The sequence below is a fragment of the Salmonella sp. SA15303 genome (genome assembly GCF_029962125.1).
Taxonomy (GTDB): Bacteria; Pseudomonadota; Gammaproteobacteria; order Enterobacterales; family Enterobacteriaceae; genus Salmonella; species Salmonella enterica.
Window position 1 is genome coordinate 3,053,552 of record NZ_CP123924.1, and the last position, 12,782, is coordinate 3,066,333.

Below are 12,782 nucleotides of genomic sequence, written 5' to 3' on the forward strand. Positions count from 1 at the left end.
AAGGAGGTGAATAATTCTTTAAATAAAGGTTAATAGCAGCATAAAAAAGTGTAAACAGCAGCCGCGCTGGCAGCGACTGCCTGATTATCGGAAGGGATTAGTGAAGAAAATGGTCAACTGCGCTGGTTTTTTGCGCGTCTTCTTCCGCGTTAAACAGAAGCTGATGCGCCCCGGCCTCAAGGATCACCATAGAAATCTGCTCTTCACTTTGGCGAACAAACCATTCGAACTGTTCGTAGGTGACGCCTTGCATAACGGATAAAGACTGGCACACAACCAGTTTTGGCAGATTATCATCCTGCATATCGAGAAAGGCTTTTACCGTCAACGAACTGGCGTTAATAGCAGAGAGATCGGCCGCCAGCGGCAGCAACGCGGAAGGCCTGACCTCCGCCATCGCGGAAAAAAGAACGGTGTTGTCCACCAAATCGATTTTAGCATCGTAGACGCCGTCAAAATTCTGCATATGCGGCAAATGCAGCGCCTGGCAGGTATCACATTCGAAGAAATTCATGCCCAGGTCGTCGAGCCATTGACGCAACGTATCCAGAGTGGGAACGACCAGTGATATCATAATAAAGTGCTACCTCTTACGATGACGATGAAAAAATTACCGGCACAGCTTACGCAAAAAGCGTGCTTCGTACTACGGCGGAATCCACGATTGCGATTAGCCGCCGATTTTAAGGCAAAATTCAGGCGTAGCGTGACGTTCTATCCACTGAATCATTCGCCCCGCGATATCCACGCCCGTAGTCTTTTCGATACCTTCCAGTCCCGGCGAGGCATTCACCTCCATCACCAGCGGCCCGCGCGCGGCGCGTAAAATATCGACACCCGCCACATCCAGCCCCAGCGTCTGTGCGGCTTTGATGGCGATATCCCGTTCACGGGGCGTGATCGTCGCGATGCTGGCCACCCCGCCACGATGAAGATTGGAGCGAAAATCACCGGCTTTCGCGCACCGCTCAATCGCCGCCACAACCTCATTGCCGACGACCAGACAACGAATATCGCATCCTTTAGCTTCGGCAATGTATTCCTGAACCAGGATATGGGCATTGAGCCCCCGAAACGCATCAATAACGCTTTCAGCAGCCTGACGCGTCTCCGCCAATACCACGCCGATCCCTTGCGTGCCTTCTACCAGCTTCACGACCAGCGGCGCCCCGCCAACCATCTTAATAAGATCGCTGGTATCATCCGGCGAATGGGCGATCCCGGTAATGGGAAGATCGATCCCCTGGCGCGCCAGAAGTTGTAGCGATCGCAGCTTATCGCGCGCGCGGGTAATGGCGACGGATTCATTCAGCGGATAGCTACCCAATAGCTCAAACTGACGTAGCGCAGCGGTACCATAAAAGGTAATGGCCGAACCAATACGGGGAATAACGGCGTCAAAATGGGGCAGACGACGCCCCTTGTAATGGATCGACGACGCTGCCGGATTAATATTCATATAGCAGGAAAGAGGATCGAGTATCTCGACCAGATGGCCGCGCCGCATCGCCGCTTCGCGCAGACGTTTGCAAGAATAGAGCGTTCCATCCCTGGACAATATGGCAATTTTCACCCTGCACCTCGCTGAAAACCCTGAAAAGCCCGCGTATCATACACTGGCCCGCAGGTTTTAGCGCGTCGCCCAGCCCTGTTTATGCAAATATTCAAGGATAAATGGGCGATTTTCTTTAATCAGGGTGCGACGGATATGATCGCTCCAGGTATCGCGTCGCGTATTACTGCCGCGGGTCAGATAATACTCAGCCAACTGCTCGTCATAGCGCGCCAGCAGCTTTTCATCAAGCGGTTGATACTGGTTCTCATGAACCACAAGCTCGGCAGGCAGGCGCGGTTTCAGATCCGGATTATCCGCAGGCCATCCCAAACACAGGCCAAAGAGCGGCAATACATGCTTCGGCAATTTTAATAGTTCGGTAACAGACTCAATATTGTTACGGATGCCGCCGATATACACGCCGCCTAACCCCAGTGATTCCGCCGCCGTCAGCGCGTTTTGCCCCATCATCGCCGTATCGACGACACCGAGCAACAGTTGTTCGGCAAGCCCCAGCTGCGCGTCAGGACAGATCTGCAAATGACGATTAAAATCGGCGCAAAATACCCAGAACTCAGCGGCCTGCGCCACATGCTTTTGCCCGCCCGTCAGGGGCACTAACGCCTCACGCAGCGCCCGATCGGTAATACGGATAATAGAGCTGCACTGTAAAAAACTGGAACTGGACGTGCTGCGCGCGGCGGCAATAATGGCCTCTCGCTGCGCGTCAGTCACGGGTTCATCGGTGAAATGGCGAATAGAACGATGGCCACAAAGAAGTTCAATGGTCGGACTCATTATGCTTTTCTCTATCTGAACGGGAAGAAATGTCGGGTGGACGTTTCATCAACTGCGGCGCCAGTAACTGCGCAATACGCCACATCATCGCCACCGCGGCGGGGAGGATCAACACGACGCCGAGGAAAACCATCAATACGCCAGCCAGCGGCGTATTGAACGGCGCGGGCAGCGTAAGGTAATGATTAAGCGATAGCAGAGCAAGCGCCAGCAAAATCATACCGAGGTATTCCAGTATCAGTACGCTTTTGGGTAACACGCCAATCGTGCGCATATCAAGCCTCCCGGTTAACTGACGCACAGTGTAGAACGTTCTGGTCCGGCGTGCTTAACAGATATAGCCCTGGGTTATCAAAGGAACAGGCGTAACCTGCTTTTCATCTGCCGTAAATCGCGGCATGATAACACCTGTTCGCCGTCTGGCTTTATGTTCGAGGAGAGATATGTTTACTGTTATTTTTGGCCGTCCAGGGTGCCCTTATTGCGTGCGTGCAAAAGAGTTGGCGGAAAAACTGAGCAAAGAACGCGACGATTTCAACTACCGCTATATTGATATCCATGCTGAAGGCATTACTAAAGCGGATTTGGAAAAAACCGTAGGTAAACCTGTAGAAACCGTACCGCAGATTTTTGTCGATCAAAAACATATCGGCGGCTGTACGGATTTTGAAGCATGGGCAAAAGAAAATCTGAATCTTTTCGCCTGATTGCTCTGGCAACGCCCTCTGACGGAGGGCGCTATCGGCGTTTTTTTCGCCGGTGGCTAAACAGGCTGCTAATAAACAAATAACAGAGCGCGCCTAACGCACACCAGAATACGGCGCTAAATAACCACGCGAGTTCTTGCCAAAACGATCGGGTAGGCATAAATACCACGCGCATTAACACCAGGCAAAACGGCGCCGCCAGCATCGCCCCGATCAGCGGTCGGATCACCTCGCGCCGGTGAGAACAAAAGCTGGCCACCGCACCAGGCAACGTAAAAAATAACAGTCCAATCTCAGGATGCCCTGCCGCGCGAAAAGCGCCTTGTACATGCATAGTTAATGAAAGACACACCACAATAAAGAGTACAAAGCAGCAGACAACGCTTGCCCACCCGTGTTTATGTTTCAATCGTTCCTCCTGACACTCTCTATCGAACACGCTTTCCGCCGTGAGGCATCCAGTCAGATAAAGTCATGTGGCATTCCATGCCAAAAACACACCTGCACGATTCTTATAGCCGTTAGTACGCAATAAGATTAAACTAGCAGGATATATTGTTGTGTTGTTTTTATTTGGATGCTGTATGCAATACGATTGCACCCTTAATTCATGATAAAAACAGTAGCGTAAATTACCATTTCTTTCAACAGCTTACTCGTAAACAAGAAGTTAGTCTCCGTGAATATAAACGTCGCAGATTTGTTAAATGGGAATTACATCCTGTTATTATTTGTGGTCCTGGCTCTTGGCCTGTGTCTTGGCAAGTTACGTCTGGGTTCAGTCCAACTTGGTAATTCCATTGGCGTTTTAGTGGTCTCTCTATTATTAGGGCAGCAACACTTCAGTATTAACACCGACGCGCTAAATCTGGGATTTATGCTGTTTATTTTTTGTGTCGGCGTCGAGGCTGGCCCCAACTTTTTTTCGATTTTTTTTCGCGACGGTAAAAATTATCTGATGCTTGCCCTGGTCATGGTCGGTAGCGCTCTGCTAATCGCCTTAGGCCTTGGTAAGCTATTCGGCTGGGATATCGGCCTGACGGCCGGTATGCTGGCCGGCTCAATGACCTCCACGCCCGTGCTGGTTGGCGCAGGCGATACCCTGCGACATTCCGGCATCGCCAGCACCCAACTCTCCTCCGCTCTTGATAATCTGAGCCTGGGCTATGCCCTGACCTATCTGATTGGGTTGGTCAGTCTGATCGTGGGCGCGCGCTACTTGCCTAAACTACAGCATCAGGATTTGCAAACCAGCGCCCAGCAAATTGCTCGCGAGCGCGGTCTGGATACCGATGCTAATCGCAAGGTTTATTTGCCGGTTATCCGCGCCTATCGGGTTGGCCCGGAACTGGTGGCCTGGACTGACGGTAAAAACCTGCGCGAGCTGGGTATTTACCGCCAGACAGGCTGCTATATCGAACGTATTCGCCGTAACGGTATTCTGGCGAACCCGGATGGCGATGCGGTGCTGCAAATGGGCGATGAGATTGCGCTGGTCGGCTATCCGGACTCGCACGCCAGGCTCGATCCCAGCTTCCGTAATGGTAAGGAAGTATTTGATCGCGATCTGCTTGATATGCGCATCGTGACGGAAGAAATTGTGGTGAAAAACCACAATGCGGTCGGTCGCCGCCTCGCTCAGCTCAAGCTGACCGATCATGGCTGCTTCCTTAACCGCGTCATCCGCAGCCAGATCGAAATGCCTATCGACGATAACGTCGTGCTGAATAAAGGCGACGTGTTACAGGTGAGCGGCGACGCCAGACGCGTAAAAACCATCGCCGATCGCATTGGTTTTATTTCGATTCATAGTCAGGTGACGGACCTGCTTGCCTTCTGCGCTTTTTTTATCATCGGGTTAATGATCGGGATGATTACCTTCCAGTTCAGCAATTTTAGTTTCGGTATCGGCAACGCGGCCGGATTGCTGTTCGCCGGGATCATGCTCGGTTTCCTGCGCGCTAACCATCCTACCTTTGGTTATATTCCGCAGGGCGCGCTTAATATGGTGAAAGAATTCGGCTTGATGGTGTTTATGGCAGGCGTTGGTTTAAGCGCCGGCAGCGGTATCAGCAACGGTCTGGGCGCGGTCGGCGGACAAATGCTGATCGCCGGGCTTGTCGTCAGCCTGGTACCGGTGGTGATCTGCTTCTTGTTTGGCGCTTATGTGCTGCGCATGAACCGGGCGCTGCTGTTCGGTGCCATGATGGGCGCGCGTACCTGCGCCCCGGCGATGGAAATCATTAGCGATACGGCGCGCAGTAATATTCCAGCGCTGGGTTATGCGGGGACTTACGCCATCGCCAACGTTCTGCTAACGCTGGCGGGGACGCTTATTGTCATCATCTGGCCGGGGTTAGGATAAAACTGAAGTTTGCCTTTAAGTGAAAAAATTTTGCCAATAGGTCGAACTTTTCGTTAAAGCATCAGTCATACCTATTGCCACTGCTTTTCTTTGATGTCCCCATTTTGTGGAGCCCATCAACCCCGCCATTTCGGTTCAAGGTTGGTGGGTTTTTTGTTGCCCAACGCAGAGTGACACGACATTGACACTCCGGCGATTCGCTTTACCATCTGTAAAATCGCTTCACGCGCCAGCGGCGTTCGATCCGTTACAAAATGCAGCGTCATCCCCTCGATAAACGCATCCAGCGCTCGGGCGGTCTGTGCGTCAAACCACTGCGCCAGCGTATTCTGGCTACGCTGCATCCAGTTTTGCATGACTATTTTTAACGCCGGCTTATCGCTGGCATAGGCATATAACTGATACATTAACGCCATATTATCCGGCGTCGTAACCTGCGAGCCGTAAATCATTTCCGTTATCGCCTGGCACGCCCCCTCCGCATCCGTCACCTGCGCAAAAAAGTCCTGGTATTGACGCGACATGTTCTCGGTGAAAAGTGTAAAAGCTTCACTCAATAACGCATCCATACCGGCAAAATAGTAGGTCATCGAGCCAAGCGGCACCTGAGCGATAGCGGCGATTTTCCGGTGCGTCACGGCATGAACGCCATAGGTCTTTACCGCTTCCAGTGTGGCCTGAATTATTTTTTCCCGTCGCTTAGGATCATTGGCGCGTCTTACGGCATTTTCTTTCATGATGAGTTCCACATCTCATTCAGGATGCAGGCGATAGTAGCCTGCCGCTTACGCTGAAAAAACAGACAGTAAAAACTGTCTGCACAATGAAGTATGACGATGATATGTACAAATGTACACAAGCTTGCTAATGTTTACCTCTCGCTTCTATTTTCTGGCCTGACGCTATGACCGTCCTCTCCTCACGTAACGCCTTAAAACGCCGTACCTGGGCGCTGTTTATGTTCTTCTTTTTACCCGGACTGCTGATGGCCTCCTGGGCAACCCGAACGCCTGCTATTCGGGATATTCTTTCCGTCTCTACCGCGGAAATGGGGGCGGTCTTATTCGGGCTTTCTATCGGTTCAATGAGCGGTATTCTTTGTTCCGCCTGGCTGGTGAAACGATTTGGCACCCGGAAGGTTATTCGCACGACGATGACCTGTGCAGTAACCGGGATGGTTATTCTTAGCGTCGCGCTGTGGTGCGCCTCGCCGCTGATTTTTGCCCTTGGATTAGCCGTTTTCGGCGCCAGTTTTGGCGCCGCCGAAGTGGCGATTAATGTCGAAGGCGCGGCGGTCGAACGCGAGCTGAATAAAACCGTTCTGCCGATGATGCATGGTTTCTACAGTTTCGGCACGCTGGCGGGCGCTGGTGTCGGCATGGCGTTAACCGCATTAAGCGTCCCGGCTAACATCCATATCATCCTCGCGGCTGCCGTGGCGATCGCGCCCATTTTCATCGCCATTCGGGCGATCCCTGACGGTACGGGTAAAAACGCATCGGAAGATTCTCACCTTCAGGCAAAAGGATTACCTTTTTATCGGGACATCCAGCTTTTGCTTATTGGCGTGGTGGTGCTGGCAATGGCATTCGCCGAAGGATCTGCGAATGACTGGCTACCGCTACTGATGGTAGACGGACACGGTTTTAGCCCAACCTCCGGCTCTCTGATCTACGCCGGTTTCACGCTTGGTATGACCGTTGGCCGCTTTACCGGCGGCTGGTTTATTGACCGCTATAGCCGGGTGACGGTTGTTCGCGCCAGCGCGTTGATGGGAGCGCTGGGCATTGGCCTGATTATTTTTGTCGATAGCGACTGGGTCGCCGGCGTCTCGGTCATTCTTTGGGGCTTAGGCGCTTCGCTCGGCTTCCCGCTGACCATTTCCGCCGCCAGCGATACCGGTCCCGACGCGCCGACGCGCGTGAGCGTTGTCGCCACGACCGGCTATCTGGCGTTTTTGGTCGGGCCGCCGCTGTTGGGCTATCTGGGAGAGCATTATGGATTACGCAGCGCCATGATGGTTGTGCTGGCGCTGGTTATTCTGGCGGCGCTGGTGGCGAAGGCCGTCGCCAAACCTGTATCGACTCCGCAACCGGTGATGGAGCATAACGCATGAGTATCAAATTAATCGCCGTCGACATGGACGGCACTTTTCTGAGCGATCAAAAAACCTATAACCGTGACCGGTTTATGGCGCAGTACCAACAAATGAAGCGGCAAGGCATTCGCTTTGTCGTGGCCAGCGGCAACCAGTATTACCAGTTAATCTCGTTCTTTCCGGAAATTGCGCACGAAATCGCTTTTGTCGCGGAAAACGGCGGCTGGGTGGTCAGCGAAGGCGAGGATATTTTTAACGGCGAGCTGACAAAAGCCGACTTCCAGGCGGTTGTCGAACACCTGCTCACACGCGCCGATGTGGAGATCATCGCCTGTGGAAAAAACAGCGCCTACACGCTGAAACGCTACGACGATGCGTTAAAAGCCGTTGCGGCAATGTATTATCATCGTCTGGAGTTTGTGGATAATTTTAATAATATCAACGATGTCTTTTTCAAATTCGGCCTTAATATTACCGATGAACGGATACCGGAAGTACAGGCGGCGCTGCACGACGCCATTGGCGATATCATGGTTCCCGTTCATACCGGCTATGGCAGTATTGATTTAATTATTCCCGGCGTGCATAAAGCCAACGGCCTGCGTCTGTTACAGCAGCGCTGGGGCATTCATGATAGTGAAGTGGTGGTATTCGGCGACGGCGGCAACGATATTGAGATGCTGCGTCAGGCCGGGTTTAGTTTTGCCATGTCGCACGCCAGCGAAGCAGTCGCGGCGGCGGCGAAATACCGCGCCGGATCGAACAACCAGGAAGGCGTGCTGGATATTATCGACAGCGTATTAAACAACGAGCCGCCGTTCAACGTCTAGCGGATGCCTCTCTATGCCTGATAACAGAAAGCTTATCAGGCGTAGCCGCTCTCTCAGACTGTTTGCAAATTCCCCGTCCGCTTATCTTTTAAGAAGACCAGCATCAGCAGTAGCCAAAGAATACCGTTTGCCAGATTAAACAGGCTAAATAGCCCATTGCCGCCGCTTAACCAGGCGTGTTTACTGACTTCAATGCCAACGGTAAAAATCAGCATTTGTAGCATTCCCATCGCCGCCGAGACCGTTCCTTTACTCATATCGCTGGAAAAGAGCGTCAGACGCACCAGTCCGGCATTCGCCAGCCCAATGCCAAAAGCGTATACGCTTAATCCCGCCGTCATCCATAAATAAGCATGGGATGAAACCACCGTCGCCGCCGCGGCGATGATCAGCCCCGCGACGATAGGCCAGCCGCCCATCACGATCAGCGAGCGAACCGTACGTCGGGAGGTTAAACGCGCCAACACCAGATTACCGGCAATGAGCGCGCCAAAAACGGGCACCTGCAGCAGACCATATTCATAGCTGCTGAGCTGTTCGCCGCTAATGATGATAATCGGCGACTGCGCAATCCAGGCCAACAGCGGCAGGCTGACAAATCCCAGCGCTAACGCCCCTGCGACGAACCGCCGGTTTTTTATCACCAGTCGATAATCCCGGCCCAGCGCCTTAAATGACAGCGTTTCGCCCCGCCGCGTGGCGGTCTCCGGCATTGCGCGCTGTAGCCCGAAAAAGGCGATAGCGGCCAGTGCGGCAAATAAAATAAACATCCCCTCCCACGGCAGAACATGCACCCATGCCGCCCCAACCAGTGGTCCCAGTAGCGGCGCGATTAACGCCACGTTCGCCATCAGCGCGGTAATTTTTATACACACCGCTTCCTCAAAGGATTCCTGAATCGCGGCATACCCTACAGCGCCGATAAAACACAGGCTAATCCCTTGCAAAAAACGCAGGAAGGTAAATTGTTCGATGTTTTTCGCCAGTAACGTCGCCAGGCAGGTGACAATAAACCACACGACGCCCGCCAGCATCACGGGACGACGGCCAATCCGGTCAGACAACGGGCCAAGCAGCCACTGTAAGAACATACCGCCCGCCAGATAAGCGGTCATGGACGTCGGAACCCAGTCCAGGCCCGCCTGATACTGCTCAACCACCGCCAGCATACCCGGCTGGATCATGTCGTTGCCAATATAAGTAGAAAACTCGTACAGCACCAGACAGAGAGGAAAAAGCAGCGCCTGACGTCCCAGCCTGCCGCCTGATTGTAAACGATTCTGCATACCATCTCTTCGCCAATAAAAACCGCGCAGAGTGTAATGAAAGTCGGGGAACTGAGATAGCGAATTATGAGGCTGCAAGGGAAATAGCGCACATTTTTACAGAAAGCCGCTTAGCGCTTGCGTACTTTAAGGTTAATTTAAGTTTGCGCCGTTATCATCAACGTTATTTTATGCCATTGTCTTAAATCTCTTCATGTTGCCGCCAAATAAGACAATACTGCTTTTCCTCCCTGTTACGCTGCATTTATGCTCAGTTTGCACGGGGATGAGCTGGCTATCCCTTTTGATTTCATTGCTCCGAGCCTGGATGTTATGCTGGAAAACCTTAACAACTCGCTGTTTTATTTTATTAACGCCACGCCTGATTCCGCGCAGTGGATAATTTCGCTCGCTATCTTTATCGCCAAAGATGTCATCAACATCGTCCCGCTCTTAGCCGTTGTACTCTGGCTGTGGGGACCCCGCGATCGGGTCTGCGCCCAGCGCCAGCTGATCGTTAAAATCGGCATCGCGCTGATTATCAGTCTGGCGGTCTCCTGGACAATGGGACACCTTTTCCCGCACGACCGTCCGTTTGTCGATCATATCGGCTATAACTTCCTGCATCATGCCGCCGATGACTCGTTCCCCAGCGATCACGGTACGGTGATTTTTACCTTTGCGCTGGCGTTTTTGTTCTGGCACCGCCTCTGGTCAGGCATCGTGATGATGGCGATAGCCATGACCATCGCCTGGTCGCGCGTCTATCTCGGCGTACACTGGCCGTTAGATATGATTGGCGCGCTGCTGGTAGCGATGCTTGGCTGCCTGAGCGCACAGCTGATCTGGCAATGGTACGGCGCGCCGCTCTACCAGGCGCTGCAACGTTGTTACCGTTTCTGTTTCGCATTGCCCATTCGAAAAGGCTGGGTACGTGACTAACCAGCGAAAAAAAGAGTAATATTAAGCGCTCTGTATGGTGCGGAGCGCTTATTTAACTCTCCAGGGGAACTATGGAAACGCGACGCGACGAGCGTATTGGTCAATTGCTGCAGGCCTTAAAACGCAGCGATAAACTTCATCTAAAAGAAGCCGCGACCCTGTTGGGCGTCTCTGAAATGACCATTCGTCGCGACCTGAACCATAAAAGCGCGCCTGTCGTGTTGCTGGGCGGCTATATCGTACTGGAGCCCCGCAGCGCCAGTCATTATCTGTTAAGCGATCAAAAATCTCGTCTGGTGGAAGAAAAACGCCGAGCCGCTCAGTTGGCTGCGGGCCTGGTACAAGCGCATCAGACGGTATTTATTGACTGCGGCACCACCACGCCGTGGATCATTGAAGCCATTGATAATGACCTTCCCTTTACGGCGGTGTGCTATTCACTTAATACCTTTCTGGCGCTGCAGGACAAACCCCATTGCCGCGCTATCCTCAGCGGCGGGGAGTTTCACGCCAGCAACGCCATTTTCAAACCGCTTGATTTCCATGAAACGTTAAACAATATTTGTCCGGATATCGCGTTTTATTCCGCCGCCGGCGTTCATACCAGTAAAGGCGCTACCTGCTTTAATCTGGAAGAGCTGCCGGTAAAACATTGGGCCATGACAATGGCACAGAGCCATGTACTGGTGGTGGATCACAGTAAATTCGGCAAGGTACGTCCGGCGCGGATGGGGGAATTATCACGCTTTGATACGATTATCAGCGACCGCCGTCCCGATGAGGCCTTTGTGGCCTACGCTAAAGCGCAACAAATTACTCTGATGTATTAACCGCAGGTTTGCCGGATGCGACGCGCACCCGGCAACGGAGTTATTTTACGAGAACCAACTGCCAAACCACTGATGGAGTTTCATCAGCACAAAATCCCACATCCGGCTGAAAAATCCCCCCTCCTCGACGTTTTCCATCACCATTAACGGGCGTTGCTCAATGGATTTTCCGTTAAGCTGGAAATCGATGGTGCCGACAACCTGCCCTTTCTTCAACGGCGCCGTGAGCTGTGGTTCGTTCAACGTAAAGCTGGCCTTCAGGTTTTTAAGCTGCCCACGCGGAATCGTCACAGACCCCGCATCGCCCGCCCCCAAATTGACCTCACGCTTATCGCCAAACCAGACCCGCTGCGTCACGAATGTCGCGTCAGGTTTAATCGGCGTGACCGTTTCAAAGAAGCGGAAACCCCAGGTCAGCAGTTTTTCTGACTCATTAAAACGAATACGGTCCGTTTTCGCCCCCAGCACGACAGAGATCAGGCGCATATCGCCCTGAGTGGCGGAGGCGACAAGGTTATACCCAGCGCCAGCCGTTGTCCCCGTTTTCATGCCGTCGACATGCAGATTGGTACTCCACAACAGGCGGTTGCGGTTTGGCTGACGAATATTATTAAAAGTAAATTCTTTCTCTTTATGAATGGCGTATTCGTCAGGCACATCGTGAATCAGGGCCTTGCCGAGCAGCGCCATATCGCGAGCGGTACTGAACTGCCCTGGCGCATCAAGACCGTGTACCGTCTGGAAGGTTGTATTGGTTAACCCCAGTCGTTTCGCATAGGCGTTCATCAGGCCGATAAAGGACTCCTGGCTTCCGGCGACGTAGTCGGCAAGCGCGATACAGGCATCATTACCTGACTGAATGATGATGCCTTTATTAAGATCCGCAACCGACACCTGATCGCCTGGCTTCAGAAACATCACCGACGACCCACGTAGCGCCGGGTTCCCCGTCGCCCAGGCATCTTTGCCCACCGTTACCATATCGGTTAGCTTGATTTTCCCTGCCTTCAGCGCCTGGCCCACCACGTAGCTGGTCATAATTTTTGTCAAACTGGCAGGGTCGAGTTTCTCATCGGCGTTGCCTTCCGCCAGTACTTTACCGCTGGCGTAATCCATTAAGATCCAGGCTCGCGCATCAACGCCCGGCGGCGCGATCGTTTGTTCCTCTGCCTTTACAGGCGAAGCGAAAAGGAATAAGAGAACCGAACCTGCCGCGAGGCTACGAAGGGAAGAAGCGTATTGCGTCATAGTACCACCCGAGTATCCATTCCAAAAACACACGTCACACCACCGTGTAAGAAGTGCGGTGAGTAATAACGCACTCACGACGTTAAAGAAACCGTAACTTGGTAAAGTTTTTAAAGTTTATGCAATAACATCCCGTTACGCTTC

The 12,782-nt window shown here is 52.7% G+C and carries 14 protein-coding genes; 6 read left to right on the plus strand and 8 right to left on the minus strand.

All coding sequences use genetic code 11. The features are described from left to right. Window positions 1-97: 97 nt before the first annotated feature. The 4 genes from QEN31_RS15060 to QEN31_RS15075 form a co-directional block, all read right to left on the minus strand. Complete coding sequence (locus QEN31_RS15060) at window positions 98-574, minus strand: YbjN domain-containing protein (protein ID WP_000624814.1); 477 nt, start codon at window positions 572-574, stop codon at window positions 98-100. A gap of 96 nt (window positions 575-670) precedes the next feature. Next, the gene (rimK, locus tag QEN31_RS15065) at window positions 671-1,573 is read right to left on the minus strand and encodes a 30S ribosomal protein S6--L-glutamate ligase (protein WP_000684361.1); all 903 of its coding nucleotides are present in this window, start codon (window positions 1,571-1,573) and stop codon (window positions 671-673) included. 57 nt (window positions 1,574-1,630) lie between these two features. Then, window positions 1,631-2,353, minus strand: a complete 723-nt coding sequence (gene nfsA / locus QEN31_RS15070) for a nitroreductase NfsA (protein WP_000075300.1) — start codon at window positions 2,351-2,353, stop codon at window positions 1,631-1,633. Then, a complete protein-coding gene (locus tag QEN31_RS15075; protein ID WP_001259137.1) occupies window positions 2,337-2,627 on the minus strand; it encodes a YbjC family protein in 291 nt (96 codons plus the stop codon). Before QEN31_RS15075 ends, nfsA begins: the two co-directional genes overlap by 17 nt. Before the next feature lie 169 nt (window positions 2,628-2,796). On the opposite strand from QEN31_RS15075, the gene QEN31_RS15080 reads away from it, so the two are divergent. Continuing rightward, window positions 2,797-3,060, plus strand: coding sequence for a GrxA family glutaredoxin (locus tag QEN31_RS15080; RefSeq protein WP_000495513.1), 264 nt, complete (start codon window positions 2,797-2,799; stop codon window positions 3,058-3,060). Between the two features lie 31 nt (window positions 3,061-3,091). Here the strand turns inward: QEN31_RS15080 and QEN31_RS15085 are convergent, their stop codons facing one another. Next, window positions 3,092-3,469 (minus strand): inner membrane protein YbjM, encoded by a 378-nt coding sequence (locus QEN31_RS15085; protein ID WP_000680850.1) that lies wholly within the window; start codon window positions 3,467-3,469, stop codon window positions 3,092-3,094. Between the two features lie 270 nt (window positions 3,470-3,739). Here QEN31_RS15085 and QEN31_RS15090 point away from each other — a divergent pair, with 270 nt between their 5' ends. Beyond that, the gene (locus QEN31_RS15090; protein WP_099949686.1) at window positions 3,740-5,425 is read left to right on the plus strand and encodes an aspartate:alanine antiporter; all 1,686 of its coding nucleotides are present in this window, start codon (window positions 3,740-3,742) and stop codon (window positions 5,423-5,425) included. A gap of 116 nt (window positions 5,426-5,541) precedes the next feature. Here the strand turns inward: QEN31_RS15090 and QEN31_RS15095 are convergent, their stop codons facing one another. After that, window positions 5,542-6,162 (minus strand): TetR/AcrR family transcriptional regulator, encoded by a 621-nt coding sequence (locus QEN31_RS15095; RefSeq protein WP_000661875.1) that lies wholly within the window; start codon window positions 6,160-6,162, stop codon window positions 5,542-5,544. A 167-nt stretch (window positions 6,163-6,329) separates the two neighbouring features. Here QEN31_RS15095 and QEN31_RS15100 point away from each other — a divergent pair, with 167 nt between their 5' ends. Both QEN31_RS15100 and QEN31_RS15105 read left to right on the plus strand, forming a co-directional pair. After that, the gene (locus tag QEN31_RS15100; RefSeq protein ID WP_099949687.1) at window positions 6,330-7,541 is read left to right on the plus strand and encodes an MFS transporter; all 1,212 of its coding nucleotides are present in this window, start codon (window positions 6,330-6,332) and stop codon (window positions 7,539-7,541) included. Beyond that, window positions 7,538-8,353, plus strand: coding sequence for a Cof-type HAD-IIB family hydrolase (locus tag QEN31_RS15105; RefSeq protein ID WP_000023547.1), 816 nt, complete (start codon window positions 7,538-7,540; stop codon window positions 8,351-8,353). Before QEN31_RS15100 ends, QEN31_RS15105 begins: the two co-directional genes overlap by 4 nt. 53 nt (window positions 8,354-8,406) lie before the next feature. Here QEN31_RS15105 and QEN31_RS15110 read toward each other — a convergent pair whose 3' ends face one another. Then, window positions 8,407-9,639, minus strand: a complete 1,233-nt coding sequence (locus QEN31_RS15110; protein WP_001181284.1) for an MFS transporter — start codon at window positions 9,637-9,639, stop codon at window positions 8,407-8,409. Window positions 9,640-9,951: 312 nt separating this feature from the next. On the opposite strand from QEN31_RS15110, the gene ybjG reads away from it, so the two are divergent. Together ybjG and deoR are read left to right on the plus strand one after the other, a co-directional pair. Next, complete coding sequence (gene ybjG / locus QEN31_RS15115) at window positions 9,952-10,560, plus strand: undecaprenyl-diphosphate phosphatase (RefSeq protein ID WP_001520197.1); 609 nt, start codon at window positions 9,952-9,954, stop codon at window positions 10,558-10,560. Between the two features lie 71 nt (window positions 10,561-10,631). Continuing rightward, window positions 10,632-11,390, plus strand: a complete 759-nt coding sequence (deoR, locus tag QEN31_RS15120; RefSeq protein WP_000450106.1) for a DNA-binding transcriptional repressor DeoR — start codon at window positions 10,632-10,634, stop codon at window positions 11,388-11,390. A 45-nt stretch (window positions 11,391-11,435) separates the two neighbouring features. Here the strand turns inward: deoR and dacC are convergent, their stop codons facing one another. Next, a complete protein-coding gene (gene dacC / locus QEN31_RS15125) occupies window positions 11,436-12,638 on the minus strand; it encodes a serine-type D-Ala-D-Ala carboxypeptidase (protein ID WP_000195712.1) in 1,203 nt (400 codons plus the stop codon). Window positions 12,639-12,782 lie beyond the last annotated feature (144 nt).